The 15,622-nt window shown below is 57.7% G+C and carries 14 protein-coding genes; 3 read left to right on the top strand and 11 right to left on the bottom strand.

Going from position 1 to position 15,622, the window contains the following annotated elements; genetic code table 11:
- The first annotated feature begins 139 nt into the window (after positions 1 to 139).
- From ACGHUK_RS00070 to ACGHUK_RS00060, 3 genes are read left to right on the top strand one after another with little or no spacing between them, the layout of a single operon-like run.
- Positions 140 to 694, top strand: coding sequence for an NUDIX domain-containing protein (locus ACGHUK_RS00070; RefSeq protein WP_005940449.1), 555 nt, complete (start codon positions 140 to 142; stop codon positions 692 to 694).
- Positions 691 to 1,380, top strand: a complete 690-nt coding sequence (locus ACGHUK_RS00065; RefSeq protein WP_120020802.1) for an RluA family pseudouridine synthase — start codon at positions 691 to 693, stop codon at positions 1,378 to 1,380. The genes ACGHUK_RS00070 and ACGHUK_RS00065 overlap by 4 nt, the downstream gene beginning before the upstream one ends.
- A 23-nt stretch (positions 1,381 to 1,403) precedes the next feature.
- Positions 1,404 to 2,081 (top strand): GntR family transcriptional regulator, encoded by a 678-nt coding sequence (locus ACGHUK_RS00060; RefSeq protein ID WP_337678559.1) that lies wholly within the window; start codon positions 1,404 to 1,406, stop codon positions 2,079 to 2,081.
- Between the two features lie 83 nt (positions 2,082 to 2,164).
- On the opposite strand, the gene ACGHUK_RS00055 is transcribed toward ACGHUK_RS00060, so the two are convergent.
- The 11 genes from ACGHUK_RS00055 to dnaA form a co-directional block, all read right to left on the bottom strand.
- The gene (locus tag ACGHUK_RS00055; RefSeq protein ID WP_390574554.1) at positions 2,165 to 2,755 is read right to left on the bottom strand and encodes a manganese efflux pump MntP family protein; all 591 of its coding nucleotides are present in this window, start codon (positions 2,753 to 2,755) and stop codon (positions 2,165 to 2,167) included.
- A gap of 296 nt (positions 2,756 to 3,051) precedes the next feature.
- Positions 3,052 to 4,029 (bottom strand): glycosyltransferase family 2 protein, encoded by a 978-nt coding sequence (locus tag ACGHUK_RS00050; RefSeq protein WP_390574553.1) that lies wholly within the window; start codon positions 4,027 to 4,029, stop codon positions 3,052 to 3,054.
- A gap of 18 nt (positions 4,030 to 4,047) precedes the next feature.
- Positions 4,048 to 5,046 (bottom strand): glycosyltransferase family 2 protein, encoded by a 999-nt coding sequence (locus tag ACGHUK_RS00045; RefSeq protein ID WP_390574551.1) that lies wholly within the window; start codon positions 5,044 to 5,046, stop codon positions 4,048 to 4,050.
- 27 nt (positions 5,047 to 5,073) lie between these two features.
- The gene (locus tag ACGHUK_RS00040; protein ID WP_390574550.1) at positions 5,074 to 5,988 is read right to left on the bottom strand and encodes a glycosyltransferase family 2 protein; all 915 of its coding nucleotides are present in this window, start codon (positions 5,986 to 5,988) and stop codon (positions 5,074 to 5,076) included.
- A gap of 197 nt (positions 5,989 to 6,185) precedes the next feature.
- Positions 6,186 to 8,768, bottom strand: a complete 2,583-nt coding sequence (gene gyrA / locus ACGHUK_RS00035; protein WP_390574549.1) for a DNA gyrase subunit A — start codon at positions 8,766 to 8,768, stop codon at positions 6,186 to 6,188.
- Between the two features lie 161 nt (positions 8,769 to 8,929).
- A complete protein-coding gene (gene gyrB, locus ACGHUK_RS00030; RefSeq protein ID WP_097774101.1) occupies positions 8,930 to 10,924 on the bottom strand; it encodes a DNA topoisomerase (ATP-hydrolyzing) subunit B in 1,995 nt (664 codons plus the stop codon).
- Positions 10,925 to 11,007: 83 nt separating this feature from the next.
- On the bottom strand, positions 11,008 to 11,265 hold the full coding sequence (gene remB / locus ACGHUK_RS00025; protein ID WP_005937016.1) for an extracellular matrix regulator RemB: 258 nt from the start codon (positions 11,263 to 11,265) through the stop codon (positions 11,008 to 11,010).
- Between the two features lie 82 nt (positions 11,266 to 11,347).
- A complete protein-coding gene (gene recF / locus ACGHUK_RS00020) occupies positions 11,348 to 12,469 on the bottom strand; it encodes a DNA replication/repair protein RecF (RefSeq protein WP_332375760.1) in 1,122 nt (373 codons plus the stop codon).
- The gene (locus tag ACGHUK_RS00015; RefSeq protein WP_005937022.1) at positions 12,469 to 12,684 is read right to left on the bottom strand and encodes an RNA-binding S4 domain-containing protein; all 216 of its coding nucleotides are present in this window, start codon (positions 12,682 to 12,684) and stop codon (positions 12,469 to 12,471) included. The genes recF and ACGHUK_RS00015 overlap by 1 nt, the downstream gene beginning before the upstream one ends.
- A 12-nt stretch (positions 12,685 to 12,696) precedes the next feature.
- The gene (gene dnaN, locus ACGHUK_RS00010; RefSeq protein WP_097776786.1) at positions 12,697 to 13,803 is read right to left on the bottom strand and encodes a DNA polymerase III subunit beta; all 1,107 of its coding nucleotides are present in this window, start codon (positions 13,801 to 13,803) and stop codon (positions 12,697 to 12,699) included.
- A gap of 396 nt (positions 13,804 to 14,199) precedes the next feature.
- Positions 14,200 to 15,522: a chromosomal replication initiator protein DnaA gene (gene dnaA, locus ACGHUK_RS00005; RefSeq protein WP_005937115.1), complete on the bottom strand. Its 1,323-nt coding sequence runs from the start codon at positions 15,520 to 15,522 to the stop codon at positions 14,200 to 14,202.
- Positions 15,523 to 15,622 lie beyond the last annotated feature (100 nt).

The following is a 15,622-nucleotide window of genomic DNA, read 5'->3' as shown; positions in this document are numbered from 1 at the left end:
GCGCAAAGCAAACGCGGCGCGCATTTCAAATCGTCCCATCCTCTTATATTTATCATCTCTTTATTGACAACAAACCTCATTTTGCCGTAAACTGAAGCCATAGAAAACCGGCGCTGTGCCGGGCAAAGAGGGTAATAAAATGGAGAAGACCGTGCATTACGAAAAAACACTCACCAGCGAGGTGCTCTTCGAGGGCCGGGTGATCACCCTGACAAAAGACACTGCTCTGCTGGAAAACGGCAAGACCGCCGAACGCGAAGTGGTGCATCACCACGGCGGTGCGTGCATCCTGCCCTATTTTGAGGACGGCACCATCTGCATGGTGCGCCAGTTCCGCTACGCCATGCAGCAGGAGCTGTGGGAGCTGCCTGCCGGCAAGCTGGAAAAGGGTGAGGACCCCTTTGAAGCCGCCAAGAGGGAGCTGGGCGAGGAGTGCGGTCTGACCGCGGACAATTATATCTCTCTGGGCCAGTTTTTCCCCACCGTAGGCTATGACACCGAAGTGATCTATACATGGGTCGCCACCGGCCTGCACAAGACCCAGATGCATCTGGATGCCGATGAATTCCTGACCCCTGACCGTGTGCCGCTGGATAAAGCTTATGAGATGGTCATGAGCGGCGAGATCCGGGACGGCAAGACCATTGCCGGTATCCTGAAGCTCAAGGCCCTGATCGCCGAGGGCAGGCTGTGAACATCCTGTACGAAGATGCCGCCCTTGTGGTGCTGGACAAGCCCGCCGGACTTTCCAGCGAAGAGGGCGTGCCCGCAGCCCTGCGGCAGCTGTGGGGCCAGCCGGATGCCTTTGTAGGGGTGGTGCACCGGCTGGACACCGGCGTTTCCGGCCTGATGGTGTTTGCCAGAACGCCCGGGGCTGCGGCCGCACTCAGCCGTCAAATCACCCAGAGCCAGAACGCCTACGCTGTGCAGGATGGCAGGGCCGAAGGGAAGCCGGAAGTGCCGCAGTTCATCAAGCGATATCGGGCCGTCATTGCAGGCGGGCCGGACGAAGCACTGCCCGCCGAAGGCACCCTGCGGGACTGGCTGTTCAAGGACAGCCGCCGGGGCCGGGTATTCCCTGTGAGCCGTCCCCGCAAGGGCGTGCGGGAAGCCGTGCTGGAATACCGCATCGTGAAAACGGCAGGAGAGATGAGCCTTGCTGAGATCACGCTGCACACCGGCCGCACCCATCAGATCCGGGTGCAGTTTGCATCCCGGAAGCATCCGCTGGCCGGAGACGGCAAATACGGAAGCCGCGTAAAAGGCAGCATTGCCCTGCAGAGCTGCGGCCTGCAGTTTTTGCACCCGGAGACCGGAAAGCCCATGGCATTTACGCTACCGCTGCCGGAGGGTGCGTTCTGGAAACCGTTTGAAGGATAATGCATTTCCATTAGGTGAGAGGTATGGAACAATACAAAACTGATTCTGAGATCTATGCTGTGCTGGAGCGGGAGATCATTGACCTGACCATCCGCCCCGGCTCTTCGCTGAGCGAAAATCCGCTCTGTGCCCGCTTTGGCGCACCGCGCACCCTGATCCGGGTGGTGCTGCAGAAGCTGCAGGAAAACGGGCTGGTAAAGATCGTGCCTTACAAGGGCACCACCGTTACCCGGCTGAACCGCCGCATCGTGGACGAGCTGATCTACGAGCGCACCGCCGTGGAAGCCCGCGTATTGCGGGATTTTTCGCCCCGGTGCACCCCGGAGCAGCGGGCGTTGATCCGCAGGCGGGTGGAAGCCTACGAGGCCCTTGCGGCCATGGAGAGCCCGGATTACAACAAGCTGTACGAAGCCGACCGTGCCCTGCACGGGACATGGTTTGCCGCCATGGATAAAATGTACCTGTGGAGCACCCTGCAGAACGCCCACGCCGACTACAGCCGCTTCCGGATGCTGGACACCATGACCACCGGCGGCCTTGCCGAGGTGATTGCAGACCACCGCAACCTGATGAACGCCATCGAGCGGTGCGACCTTGCCGCCTTTGAACCGTTGGTGGAACGGCACCTGTACGGCGGCATCCGGCGGCTTGGCTCCAAGCTGACCGAGGAATATGCCGATTATTTTGAGCCGGAAAAGTAATTGTTCTATGTGGAACATTTTATAAAACGAAAGGGCACAGCGCATCGCAGCGCCGTGCCCTTTCGTTTTATTCCGTCTGAATTTCAGAACACCCCGGAAATAAAAATTTCCAGACCTATGCCAATGAGGATGATGCCGCCCAGAATGGATGCCTTGCCGGAGAGCTTGGTGCCAAACTTTTTGCCGATGCGCAGGCCCGCCATGCAGATAAAGAAGGTGACCACCGCAATGATGAGCGATGCCGCAAGTGCCATCAGCCAGCCGTATTCCGAAATGGTGAAGCCCACCGAAAGCGCATCAATGCTGGTAGCCACGCCCTGCATGAGCAGTGCACCCGCACTCAGCTCTGCGGCCTCTTCGGCCTCTTCGGCCTCTTCGGCCTTGATGCCATCCACCAGCATCTTGCCGCCAATATAGCCCAGCAGAGCCAGTGCGATCCACGGGATGAACTTTTCAAACGAAGAGAACAGCTCCACAATGGTGTGCACGCACACCCAGCCTGTCATGGGCATCACGGCCTGAAAAAGGGCAAAGGTGCCCGCGATTCTGCACATAGTTCCCCTGCTCATGCGGGGGTCGTGCAGGCCGTTTGCCATGGACACCGAGAACGCATCCATTGCAAGGCCCACGCCCAGCAGGGCACTGTTGAGGAAAAATACAAAACTCCATTCCATATTGTCTGCCTCCTGAATCTGACCAGAATATCGGGCAATACAAAACCCGGTCCCGGGCGCACATGTACGTCCGGGACCGGGTGATTTTTTTGAAACCAACTCCATGTGCACGGGCGCTGTTCTATGCGCCAAAAACACATGAGTCTCGCAAATGAAAGCAAGCCAGACCGGAACCAACGGTCATCATGTTGACTTGCTGCGCCCTGCAAAAGCGCCTGCTACTCCCCCACGGGTATTTGTGATTGTTTTGCCATTGTAGCATATCTTTGCAGGGAAGTCCAGACAAACCTGCGCGGTTACACGGTATTTTTCCATCGGCGGGCAAAATACCAGTCCTGTGAAATAATAAAACACAGGGTGTTGCCCAGTGCTCTCAGGGTAACAGCATGTTCCTGACGCAAGGCCCGGCGGGCGCAGCGCTCGTACTCCCGCGCCTGCTGCATCCGGGCACTCCGGCGCTCTTCGGCGGTCAGGTGCATTCCCACATCGATCAGGGAGTGCAGCAGTGCCCAGTACAGCTCACACAGCGAACCCGTGATGCCATGGCGGCGGACGCACTCGAACACGGTATAGTTTGCTTCCACACGGTCGAGATTGCGCAGGGTGACTTTGCTGTTGACGATGCTGCCCGCCACCTTGCGGTAAAGGTACAGCGCATCCGGGATATTCGCGATTCTGTCCGCTTTTTCGTAGGCGTAGGCGATCAGCAGGGTGTCCTCGTTCAGCTTTCCCTCTGCAAAGCGCAGCTGCGCAAAAATGCTGCGGTGGTACAGCTTGTTCCACACCACCATGTAGGGCAGAAGGGTGCTGTGCTCCAACGCCTGCTCCGGGGTCAGCACCTCCCGCCGCACATGCAGATACTGCTCCCGGATGGGGGTCAGGGCTTCGTCCACCTGCCGGTAATTGCACACGGCCATCTGTGCACCGGCCTCCTGCGCCGCATGGTAAAGCTTTGCGCAGAAGTCCGGCATGATGGTGTCGTCTGAATCCACAAAGGCGATCCATTCGCCCTCTGCCGCGTCCAGCCCGGCATTGCGTGCCACGCTCAGGCCACAATTCTTCTGGTGGATGACCCGGATGCGGCTGTCCTTTGCCGCTGCGGCATCGCACAAAGCAGGGCAGCTGTCCGGAGAGCCATCGTCCACCAGGATCAGCTCAAAATCCGTGAAGGTCTGGGCAAGGATGGAAGAGATGCAGGCGCTCAGAAAACGCTCTGTCTTATATACCGGCACGATGATGCTGATCTCCGGCTGTTTTTTATGTTGTTCCTGCACAATAAACTCCTCATTGCTTCAGATCGTTTTCTGCCGTCTTTCCGCCCTTTTGCGGCATAGATCCAGATAACTGCAGGCCGATGCAGCGCAGACCACTGCCGCCCACAAATTTTTTAGTGTTACGCCGCGAGCTTGCATCAGCCGATGGCGGGCTGTACGCTCATACGCAAAGGCTTCCTTCATCCGGGGGCTTTTGCGCTCTTCCGGTGTCAGGTGCAGCCAGATGTCCCACACGGCAGTCAAAATCGGGCGATAGGCTGCACACAAAGCATCCCGGATGCCGTTTTGGTACAGCACATCAAACAGGCGGTACCATGCTTCCACCCAGTCCAGTGTTTTCAAGGTAGTCTTGCGGTGCATGGCACTGCCGGTAACGATGCGGTAATTGTATAAAAAATCCCATACACCGCAGGCAGAAGCCGCTCTTGCGTAAATGACCGGCATGAGACAGGTATCTTCAAACGCCTTGTTTTCTGGATAGCGCAGATTTTCCAGCAGTTTTCGGCGATAAAGCTTATTCCACGGAACCTGAAAATCCGACACCACCATCCGGCGCAGAACTTCCTCCTGCGGCAAAAACTCGTTCAAAAGGCGATGTTCTCCGCCTGCAAGCGTTTTGCCCGTTTCATCAATGCACTGACTGCTGCAGATTGCAAAATCTGCACCCGTTTCCAGCGCTGCCTTATGCATTTTTTCCAGATACTCCGGTTCCACCGTATCATCCGAATCCACAAACGCGATCCAATTTCCCTGTGCTGCATCCAGACCCGCATTGCGGGCTGTGCTTACACCGCCGTTTTGCTTATGGATCACCCGCACGCGGCTATCCCTTTTGGCTGCTGCATCACACAGGGCAGGGCAGTTGTCCGGTGAGCCATCGTCCACAAGGATCAGTTCAAAGTCCGTAAAGGTCTGAGCCAGAATGGAATCAATGCACTCATTCAGATATTTTTCCACCTGATACACTGGCACGATGATGCTGATCTCCGGTCTTCCGATTTCTGCTCTTTCACTCACAGTATTTCTCCCATTCGGAATTCAGTTTTATTTCCGGTACTTGAAGTTGAAGTAGAACTGCGGGTTTGCAATGCAGAGTGCGGTTTCTGCTGCGTTGCGCAGGGTACAGGCCCCCTGTTGACGAACCTCTCTGCCCGCTTTTTTCAAGCACGCTTCCGCCTGCCGAACCCGTTCACTGTTTCTCTGTTTGGGTGGCAGATTTTTTTTTGTGTTTCGGAGCATGCGTTTCATCAGTACATACTGCAGGAATGCTGTGTCTTTTTTTCCATACTTGAGTGCACAAGCAAGAAGGCCGTAGTTTGCATCGATCTCATCCAGATTTTTCAAGGTGACCTTTCCATGCATGATGCTTGCCGGATGCAGCCGGTAATGGTACAGTTTTTCCTTTATACAAGCCACAGCTGTTGCATGTTCAATGATTTCCGGTGTGGTAAATGCATCTTCATAGTTTTTGCCCACAGGAAAAACGATTCCTTCCAGCACATCTCTCCGATGCAGTCTTGTTGCTGCCTGAATCAACGGCGTAAGGCGGATGCGGTGTATTGCTTCCTCACGGGAAAGCACTTCTGTACGTAAAGGCTGTTCCTGATAATCACAAAGACTTCCATCCTCTTCCATAAAAACTTCGTTGCAGACTGCAAGTTCAGCACCTGCCTGCTTTGCTGCCCGCAGCATTTTTTCGTAGTAAGTCTTGTCTACAAAGTCATCCGGATCCACAAAGCCGATCCAATTTCCCTGTGCAGCTGCCAAACCCGCATTGCGAGCTGTGCTTACACCGCCGTTGATTTTATGGATCACCCGCACGCGGCTGTCTTTTTCTGCCGCTGCATCACACAGGGCAGGGCAGTTGTCCGGTGAGCCATCGTCCACCAGGATCAGCTCAAAATCTGTAAAGGTCTGTGCCAGAATGGAATCAATGCATTCGTTCAGGTATTTTTCCACCTTATACACCGGCACGATGATGCTGATCTCCGGGGATTTTTTTTGCTCTGTCATGTTCCTTAAACCACTTTCTGTGTTTATTTTTATTCCTCACACGCTATTTCTATTATACATGGTTTGGATGGATTTGAAAAGAAGCCGCCGTGCAGAAATCCTTGCGCGGCGGCTTCTTTCAAATCTTATTGTGTTTTCAAGGTTTACTCTTCGCCCTTATCGTCTGCTTCCGGGGCTTCTGCAGCGGCGGCAGCATCCGCAGCTTCCATGGCGGCAAGCTGCTCTGCGGTGGGTTCGGCATCGGCATCAGAGGTGTCGATCTGCTCGGTCTGGGCCTCGTCGTCGTGGTCGGTGCGGGCAAGTACCATCACCTTATCGTTCTCACCCAAGCGCATCACCCGCACGCCGGAGCCGTAGCGGCTCTGCAGCGGGATCTCGTTGGCGTGCAGACGGATGATGATGCCCTCCTGACTGCTCAGCAGCACATCATCCACATCGTCCACAATCTTGACCGCAGCCACCTTATCCTTGGCGGCATCGTAGTTGCGGATGCCCTTGCCGCCGCGGGCGGTGATGCGGTAGGTATCGATGTCCGACCGGCGGCCCTTGCCGTTCTCGGTGACGGTGAGCACCGTGCCGCCCTCGCGGCAGATGCACACGCCCACAACTTCATCGCCCTCGGCCAGACGGATGGCGCGCACGCCGTGGCCGCTGCGGCCCATGGGACGTGCATCGGCTTCGTTGAAGCGGATGGCCTGACCGTTGCGGGTGGCAACGATGAGCATATCGTGGCCGGAGGTCAGGCGGGTCCATGCCAGAGCGTCGCCCTCGTTCAGGGCAATGCCGATCAGGCCGGACTTGCGGATATTGGCATACTGCTCCAGCGGGGTGCGCTTGATAAGGCCCTGCTTCGTGACCATGGTCACAAAGCCGCCCTCAGTGTCGGCTTCCTTCGACTGGCAGATCATGTTGGTGACCTTTTCGCCCTCGGCCAGCTGCAGCAGGTTGACGATGTTGCTGCCCTTGCTGGTGCGGCTGCCCTCAGCAATGGTGTAGCCCTTGATGCGGAACAGACGGCCCCGGTCGGTAACAAAGAGCACATAGTCGTGGGTGGAGCCTACGAACATCTCCTGCACGATGTCCTCTTCCTTGCGGGTCATGCCGGAGATGCCGCGTCCACCGCGGCGCTGTGCCTGATAGGTGGCCTTGAGCTGGCGCTTGATATAGCCGGCCTCGGTCAGGGTGTAGACACACTGCTCCTCGGCGATCAGATCCTCGATATCCACCTCACCGGTCACGGACTGGATCTCGGTGCGGCGCTCGTCGCCGAAGCGCTTCTTCATTTCCAGCAGCTCTTCCTTGACGATGGCAAGCACACGGGCGTCGTCGGCCAGAATGGCTTCCCAGTTCTCGATCTTGGCCTGCAGGCTGGCAAGCTCTTCCTCGATCTTCAGGATCTCAAGGCCTGCCAGACGGCCCAGCTGCAGCTTGACGATGGCATCTGCCTGCGGGTCGTCAAAGCCGAACTGCTCCATGATGGAAGCCTTGGCCTCTGCCATGCCGCCCTTGCAGGCGCGGATGGTGGCGATCAGCTCGTCCACGATGTCGGTGGCCTTCTTCAGGCCTTCCAGAATGTGGGCGCGCTCCTTGGCCTTTTTCAGGTCGTACTGGGTGCGGCGGCGCACCACCTCGTCCTGAAATTCCACGTATTTCTGCAGCATCTGCTTCAGGGTGAGTACCTTGGGCACCTTGTGGTCGATGGCCAGCATGATGACGCCAACGGTATCCTGCAGCTGGGTGTACTGGTACAGCTGGTTCAGGATGACCTGTGCGTTGGCATCCTTGCGGATGTCCACCACGATGCGCATGCCCTTGCGGTTGGTCTCATCGTTCAGGCCGGTGATGCCCTCGATGCGCTTCTCCTTGACAAGGTCGGCCATGTTCTCGATGAGGCGGGCCTTGTTGACCATATACGGAATTTCCGTAATGATGATCTGGGTGCGGCCGTTCTTGGTCTCCTCGATGGTGGCGCGGCCCCGCAGGGTGATCTTGCCCCGGCCGGTGGCGTAGGCGGCGCGGATGCCGCTGCGGCCCATGATGATGCCGGCAGTGGGGAAGTCCGGGCCCTTGATGTATTCCATCAGGCCGGGCAGGTCGATGTCCGGATCGTCGATATAGGCGATGCAGCCGTCAATGACCTCGCTCAGATTGTGGGGCGGGATGTTGGTGGCCATGCCGACTGCGATGCCCTGACTGCCGTTGACCAGCAGGTTGGGGAAGCGGCAGGGCAGCACGCTGGGCTCCTTCTTGGTCTCGTCAAAGTTGGGATCCCAGTCGATGGTGTCCTTCTCGATATCGGTCAGCATCTCCACCGCCATGCGGCTCATGCGGGCCTCAGTGTAACGGTAGGCAGCCGGGGGGTCGCCATCCACAGAACCAAAGTTACCCTGACCATCCACCAGCGGATAGCGCAGAGAGAAGTCCTGTGCCAGACGGACCATGGCATCGTAGACCGATGCGTCGCCGTGGGGATGGTAGGAGCCCAGCACCGCACCAACGGTGTCGGCGGATTTGCGGTAGGGATGGCTGGGGTCGTTGCCGCGCTCGTGCATGGTGTACAGAATGCGGCGGTGAACAGGCTTCAAACCGTCGCGCACATCGGGCAGGGCGCGGGACACGATGACCGACATGGAGTAGTCCAGGAATGCGGTCTCGATCTCCTTTTTCACATCGCGGATGATCTTTTTGGTTCCGCTGCCCGGTATCATCACATAATCTTCTTCCATTGTTTCCTCCGTAGGATCATACCCTCTCAGTCAATGCCTTACGGCATTGCCAGCTCCCCCGAAAAGGGGGAGCTTTTTTTGCGTGAGAAGGAAAAGTTTATCTTTTTGCCTAAAGCTCCCCCCTCGGGGGAGCTGGCGCGTCAGCGCCTGAGAGGGTTTTCTTACACGTCCAGCTTTGCGTACTGGGCGTTGGTCTCGATAAAGCGGCGGCGCGGCTCCACCTGATCGCCCATCAGGATGGTAAAGGCTTCATCGGCCTTCTCGGCATCGTCAATGGTGATCTGCACGATCACGCGGTTATCGGGGTTCATAGTGGTCTCCCACAGCTGTTCGGGGTTCATCTCACCAAGGCCCTTATAGCGATTCACCTTTGCGCCGGGCATTTCCTGCGAAAGCACGGCCATTTCGGCATCGTTGTAGGCGTACTTGATGGTGTTGCCCTTCTGCACCTTGAACAGAGGCGGCTGGGCCACATACACATGGCCCTGCTCAATGAGCGGGCGCATATAGCGGAAGAAGAAGGTGAGCATCAGGGTGCAGATGTGGGAGCCATCCACATCGGCATCGGCCATGATGAACACTTTATCGTAGCGCAGCTTGGAGATATCGAACTCGTCACCAATGCCGCAGCCCAGTGCCAGCACAACGGGCATCAGCTTGTCGTTGCCGTAAATTTTATCGGCGCGGGCCTTTTCCACGTTCAGCATCTTGCCCCACAGCGGCAGGATGGCCTGAATGGCAGAGTCGCGGCCCATTTTTGCGGAACCGCCTGCAGAATCGCCCTCGACGATGAAGATTTCGGTGCGGCTGGGGTCTTTTTCGCGGCAGTCTGCCAGCTTGCCGGGCATCCGGCTGGTCTCCAATGCGCTCTTGCGGCGCACCAGTTCGCGGGCCTTTTTGGCAGCGGCGCGGGCGCGGGCGGCCTGAGTGGCCTTTTCAAAGATGGCCTTTGCCACGCCGGGGTTCTCCTCAAAGAATTCCATCAGCTTGGAGTAGACCATGTTGGAAACAAGGGTGCGGATCTCGGTATTGCCCAGCTTTGCCTTGGTCTGGCCCTCAAACTCCGCCTCCTGCAACTTGACAGAGATCACGCAGATCAGGCCCTCGCGCACGTCTGCACCGGACAGGTTCTCGTCCTTATCCTTCAGCAGGCCGTGGCTGCGGCCGTAATCGTTGAACACGCGGGTCAGGCTGTTCTTGAAGCCCTCCTCGTGGGTGCCGCCGTCCGGGGTGTTGACGTTGTTGGCAAAGCTCAGCAGCAGCTCGTTGTAGCTGGAATTGTACTGCAGTGCGATCTCTGCCATGCCGCGGTCGGTCTGGCCCTTGAGGTAGATCACATTGGGGTGCAGCACGTCCAGCTTGCGCTTCTCGCCCAGATAGGTGACGAAGCTCTTGATGCCGCCCTCGTAGCACATGACCTCGGTGCGGTAGCAGGGTTCCCCCTCCTTGCCGTCCTCCAGTACGGGAGTGTACATCTCACGCTCGTCGGTCAGAGTGATCTTGACACCGGCGTTCAGGAAGCTTTCTTCCCGCAGGCGCTTTTCCAGCGTGTCGAAGTCGTACACGGTGGTATCCCGGAACATCTCCGGGTCCGGCTTGAAGGTGACCCGGGTGCCGGTAACGCCGTCGGCTACGGTGCCGATGCACTTGAGCGGGCCGTCCGGGTCGCCGCGGCGGAAGGTCTGCTCGTACTCGTGGCCGTCGCGGCGCACGTTGACGGTGAGCCACTCGGAGCAGGCGTTGACCACCGAAGCGCCCACGCCGTGCAGGCCGCCGGCCACCTTGTAGCCGGAGTTCTCGCCGCCGAACTTGCCGCCGGCGTGCAGGATAGTGTAGACGACGGTGACGGCGGGCAGGCCGGTGTCGGCCTGAATGTCCACAGGGATGCCGCGGCCGTTATCCGTGACCTGAATGATGTTGTCTTTCAGGATCTTGACCTCGATGTGGTCGCAGTAGCCGGCCAGTGCTTCATCGATGGCGTTGTCCACGATCTCGTAGACCAGATGATGCAGGCCGCGCTCGCCGGTGGAACCGATATACATGCCCGGGCGCTTGCGCACCGCCTCCAGACCCTTCAGGACCTGGATCTCGCTGGCATTATACTCATGGTCGGTAGCGGTTTCGGCATTTGTGCTGGTAATGATTTCTTCTGCCATTTCCTTTCTCCCTTTTGTTCAATGTTTGCATTTTTGTTCGATTTATCGTAAAAGCAGAGCATATTCTCCGCCTGTTGGCTAGTTTACTCGATCATTTTTTCGGCTCTGCGCCGCATGGCAGCAGGCGACAGCTCCGAAAGATACACCGTGTCCACCACGGCCCCGTCTGCCAGAACATAGCTCTGGGGCAGCTCGTCCGAAAGGCTCACCACCGCGCCGTTCTTCTGGGCGTAGTTCAGAAACTCCCGGCCCCGGGGGGTGATGGTGGTGGTTTCCAGATTGAAGATGCCGATAATGTCCCGGTCATTCAGCACGTAGTCACGGCCCAGATGAATATACATACAGTATTTTCCTCATTCTGGCAGTTCATGCATAAAACGCCGTTTATTCACCGGCAGCTGCATGTACTTTTGCATCATTTCTTCATGCTTTGCTCAGCACACCGCCGTTCATGCGGTACACTTCGCCGTCCGTTTTCAGGAACGCGGTATCATCGCAGCTGGTCACGAATGTCTGCTTTTCCTTCATGCGGGTGAGCAGATACTGTTTGCGGCCCTCGTCCAGTTCGCTGAGCACATCGTCCAGCAGGAGCACCGGGTGCTCTCCGGTGATCCGGGCAGCGGCAGCCGCTTCGGCCATTTTCAGGCTCAGCACCACGCTGCGCTGCTGTCCCTGACTTGCAAACACCTTTGCGGGCTGGTCGTCCAGCAGCAGCTCAACGTCCTCGCGGTGGATGCCGCACAGGCTCTGCCCGGCGCGCAGCTCGTCGTTCTGGCGCTGCTTCAAAAGTGCGGACAGCCCGCCCGGCTCAAACTGGGCGGCATACCGCACCGCCATGCGCTCTGCCCCGTGGGAAAGCTCGGCATAGTTGGCGCAGGCCAGCGGTGTGAGCAGGGCCAGATACTCCCGCCGCCGCTTCTGGATGGCCTCGCCCTGCGCTGCAAGCTCCACGTTTAGCACTTCCAGCAGGGCGCATTTTTCTGCCCACGGGCGCTCCGTGCCGCCTGCGGAATGACGCAAAAGCGCGTTTTTCTGCTGCAATGCCCGCACATAGCGACGGTAGGTGGCAAGGTAGCCGGGGTACAGCTGGCACAGCGCCGCGTCCAGAAACCGCCGTCGTCCTTCCGGTGCACCTTTTACAAGGCTCAGGTGCCCGGGGTCAAACACCACAGCCGGAAAGCTGCCCGCAAGGCCCGCCGCCCGCTTGGGCGGAGAGCCGTTGACCGATGCATACCGGCCGGGGCGCTGTGCATCCGGCGTGCCCACCGTAATGCGCACATTTGCCGGTTCGTCCGGTTCCTGATCCTCCTGCCGGGTGCGCTGGGTGACGGCCTCCAGTACCGCGAATGTTTCCCCACGGCGCACAAGCTCGGCATCCTTGCCGCCCCGGAAGCTTTTGCCGCCGGTCAGCAGCCAGATGGCCTCCAGCAGGTTCGTTTTACCCTGACCGTTGTTGCCGCAGATCACGGTCAGCTCCCGGCCAGGTTCCAGCTGCGCTGCCGCAATATTGCGGTAATTCGCAACTTCCAGTGAAAGCAGACGCATTACTGGCCCTGACCCACTTCCACGGTCTGGCCGTCCAGCTCGATCACATCACCGGCACGGCACTTCTTGCCGCGCATGGTGCACACCTCGCCGTTTACCTTCACGGCACCGCCCTGCACCAGCTCCTTGGCTTCGCCGCCGGTCTCGCACAGGCCTGCATATTTCAGCAGGGCATCCAGCTTGATAAATTCCGTATGGATGAGAATTTTCTGCATAATTTCGCCCTCTTAATCGTTCTTGAAGCGCACCGGCAGCACCAGATACAAAAAGTCGTTGCCCTCGGCAGGCAGCACCTTGACCGGGCTCAGAGGGCCGCTGATCTCCATGCGGACCTTCTCGGTGCGGGCGTTGCGCAGCGCATCCAGCAGATAGCGGTTGTTGAAGCCGATCTCCACTTCGTCGCCCTCGCAGTCGGCGTTGAACTCGTCCACCACGCGGCCAAGGTTGGTCTGGCAGCGCACCACGACTCTACCCTCTGTAAAGGAGATGCGGAGAGGATTTTTTAAACGCTCTGTAATAATCAGCGAAGCACGCTCGATGGTCTCGATGAACTCCTTTGTGTCGATGGTCACGCGGGTGCGGCTGTCGGCGGGGATCACGTTGCGGTAGTTGAGGAACTCGCCCTCGATCAGACGGCTCATGATGGTGTAGCCGCCGGCCATAAAGACCACATAGCGGCGGTTGGCGCTGATGTGCACCGGCTCTTCGTCGTCGTTGGGCAGCAGGTGGGCGACCTCGGTCATGGTCTTGCTGGGCACGATGATGCGGATATCCTTTACCGCCGTCACCGGGCGTTCCACGATGGCCAGACGGTAGCCGTCCAGTGCCACCACAGTCAGCTTGTCGGGCAGGATCTCGAACAGCTCACCGGTGTGGGCGGGCTTTTTCTCGTCCTGACTGACAGCATATAACGTACGATCGATCATATCTTTCAGTACGCCGGTCTTGATGGTCAGGGTCTCTTCCGCTCCGGTATTGGGCAGCTCGGGGAAATCGTTGGCCGGCATGGACTGGATCTCGAACTGGACTACGCCGCTCTGGATGGTGGTCTTGCCGTTCTCGGCAGAGAGGATGCTGACCTGACCGGCGGGCATCCGGCTGATCATGCTGCTGAGCAGCTTTGCATTCAGCACTACCTCGCCGGCTTCCTTGACATTGGCTTCGATGGTGGTCACGATGCCCATTTCCAGATCGTAGCCGGTGAGGTTGAGCTGGAAGCCTTCGGCTTTCAGCAGGATACCTTCCAGCACAGGGATGGCAGAACGCATGGTGACGGCTTTGGACACACCATCGATGGCTGCGCTCAGCAGAACTTTATCACATACGATGTTCAAACTGAATTCTCTCCTTTGTTTTTCGTTTCTGATGTTGTTTTGTGTTTGAAAACAGTTTCAGAACCGGTCTATCTTATTGAACTTGTTGTAGTAACCGTAGTAGGGGGTGGGGAACTTGTGGAAAACCCCGAAAAGTCTTGTCGGAATGCGGGGGTTTTGGTTTCCACGGGGTTGTGAATGTGTTGTGAATGGATCGTGGAAAGGTTGGAAGAGGTCTTTCTTTCCACAGACCATGTGGAGAACGAAGGTTGAATGTTGAAAACTCTGTGGAAAGTGTGGAAAGGTTTGCGTTTTTACCACAAGATATAGGTTTTTTTTCCCCGTTTTGTTCCGTTTTCTCCCCATATTTTGGGGTTTCACCCATAAATGAGTACGACTTTTGCACGATTTCTGCGGTCAGGCCTTCACGTTCTTGATGATGTCGCTCACGGTCTCGCGCAGGTGCTGGTCGTTCTTCATGTCACGCTCCATGGTCTTGAGGGAGTAGACGATGGTGGAGTGGTCACGGCCGGAGAATTCACGGCCGATCTCTTCCATGCTCATGCCGGTGACCTCGCGCAGGATGTAGATGGCCACACGGCGGGCAGAGGCAACGTTGGCGTTGCGCTTGGTGCCGCGGATGTCGGCAGGGGAGACGTTGAAGGTGCGGGACACCTCGCCGATGATCTTCTCGATGGTCACGGGCACCGGCTGGGTCTCGTTGAGGATGTCCTTGATGGCATTCTGGGCCACACTGATGACCGGCTGGATGCCCTCCAGCATGTAGTAGGCGTTCAGTTTTTTTACAGCGCCTTCCAGCTGGCGGATGTTGTTCTTCAGGTGGTTGGCAATGAACTCGGCCACATCCTCGGGCAGGTCCAGATGCAAAAGCTCTGCCTTGCGCTTGACGATGGCCACGCGGGTCTCAAAATCCGGCGGCTGCACATCGGCGGTCAGGCCCCACTCAAAGCGGGTGCGCAGACGCTCTTCCAGACTTTTGATCTCCTTGGCCGGGCGGTCGGAGGCAATGACGATCTGCTTGTGGGCATCGTGCAGGGAGTTGAAGGTGTGGAAGAACTCCTCCTGCGTGGACTCCTTTCCGGCGATGAACTGGATATCGTCCACCAGCAGCAGGTCTGCCACGCGGTACTTCATGCGGAAGTCCTCGGTGCTGCCGGCGCGGATGGCGGCGATCAGCTCATTGGTGAACTGCTCGCAGGTAACGTACATGATGACGAAATCGGGGTGGGTGCGCTTGATCTCGGTCTGGATGGCCGTGAGCAGATGGGTCTTGCCAAGGCCGGAGCCGCCGTAGATGAACAGCGGGTTGTATGCGCCGGAGGGATTGGCCGCAACCGCCTGTGCAGCAGCAAACGCAAACTGGTTGGAAGGGCCTTTGATGAAGTTTTCAAATGTGAACTCGTAGTTGCCCTGCGGGGAGGCGGGGTTCGCCTCGTACTGCTGGGCCAGCACCACCTCGTGCGGCGGCGTGCTGGGCACCACCAGCGTGATGTCCACGTCGAAGCCCAGCACGGTCTTGAAGGCTTCCTTGAGCAGGCCAAGGTAGCGGTCCGTCACGATCTTGCAGATGAAGTCGTTGCGCACCGAAAGGGTGATGTGGCTGGAATCCTCAAAGCTGATCGGCTCCAGTCCATCGATATAGAGATTATAGGTCGGCTCGGCCATCTGCGTTTTGCAGTACGCCTGGGCGGCCTCTAAAACGTCCTTAAAAGAATCCATAAAACATCCACTCCGTTAAAGTTTTCAACAATGCTGCTGATACTAGGTTAGTATACCACAAAAAACGCTGTGCGTCCATATTTCTATAATGTAATTTATA

This window comes from Faecalibacterium sp. i25-0019-C1 (assembly GCF_042854225.1).
Classification (GTDB): Bacteria; Bacillota; Clostridia; order Oscillospirales; family Ruminococcaceae; genus Faecalibacterium; species Faecalibacterium taiwanense.
This window is presented reverse-complemented; position numbering and strand designations above follow the sequence as displayed.

Coding starts and splice junctions, on each gene's coding strand:
- ACGHUK_RS00070 (WP_005940449.1), top strand. CDS start 140: ATGGAGAAGACCGTGCATTACGAAAAAACACTCACCAGCGAGGTGCTC.
- ACGHUK_RS00060 (WP_337678559.1), top strand. CDS start 1,404: ATGGAACAATACAAAACTGATTCTGAGATCTATGCTGTGCTGGAGCGG.
- ACGHUK_RS00055 (WP_390574554.1), bottom strand. CDS start 2,755: ATGGAATGGAGTTTTGTATTTTTCCTCAACAGTGCCCTGCTGGGCGTG.
- gyrA (WP_390574549.1), bottom strand. CDS start 8,768: ATGGAAGAAGATTATGTGATGATACCGGGCAGCGGAACCAAAAAGATC.
- gyrB (WP_097774101.1), bottom strand. CDS start 10,924: ATGGCAGAAGAAATCATTACCAGCACAAATGCCGAAACCGCTACCGAC.
- remB (WP_005937016.1), bottom strand. CDS start 11,265: ATGTATATTCATCTGGGCCGTGACTACGTGCTGAATGACCGGGACATT.
- recF (WP_332375760.1), bottom strand. CDS start 12,469: ATGCGTCTGCTTTCACTGGAAGTTGCGAATTACCGCAATATTGCGGCA.
- ACGHUK_RS00015 (WP_005937022.1), bottom strand. CDS start 12,684: ATGCAGAAAATTCTCATCCATACGGAATTTATCAAGCTGGATGCCCTG.
- dnaA (WP_005937115.1), bottom strand. CDS start 15,522: ATGGATTCTTTTAAGGACGTTTTAGAGGCCGCCCAGGCGTACTGCAAA.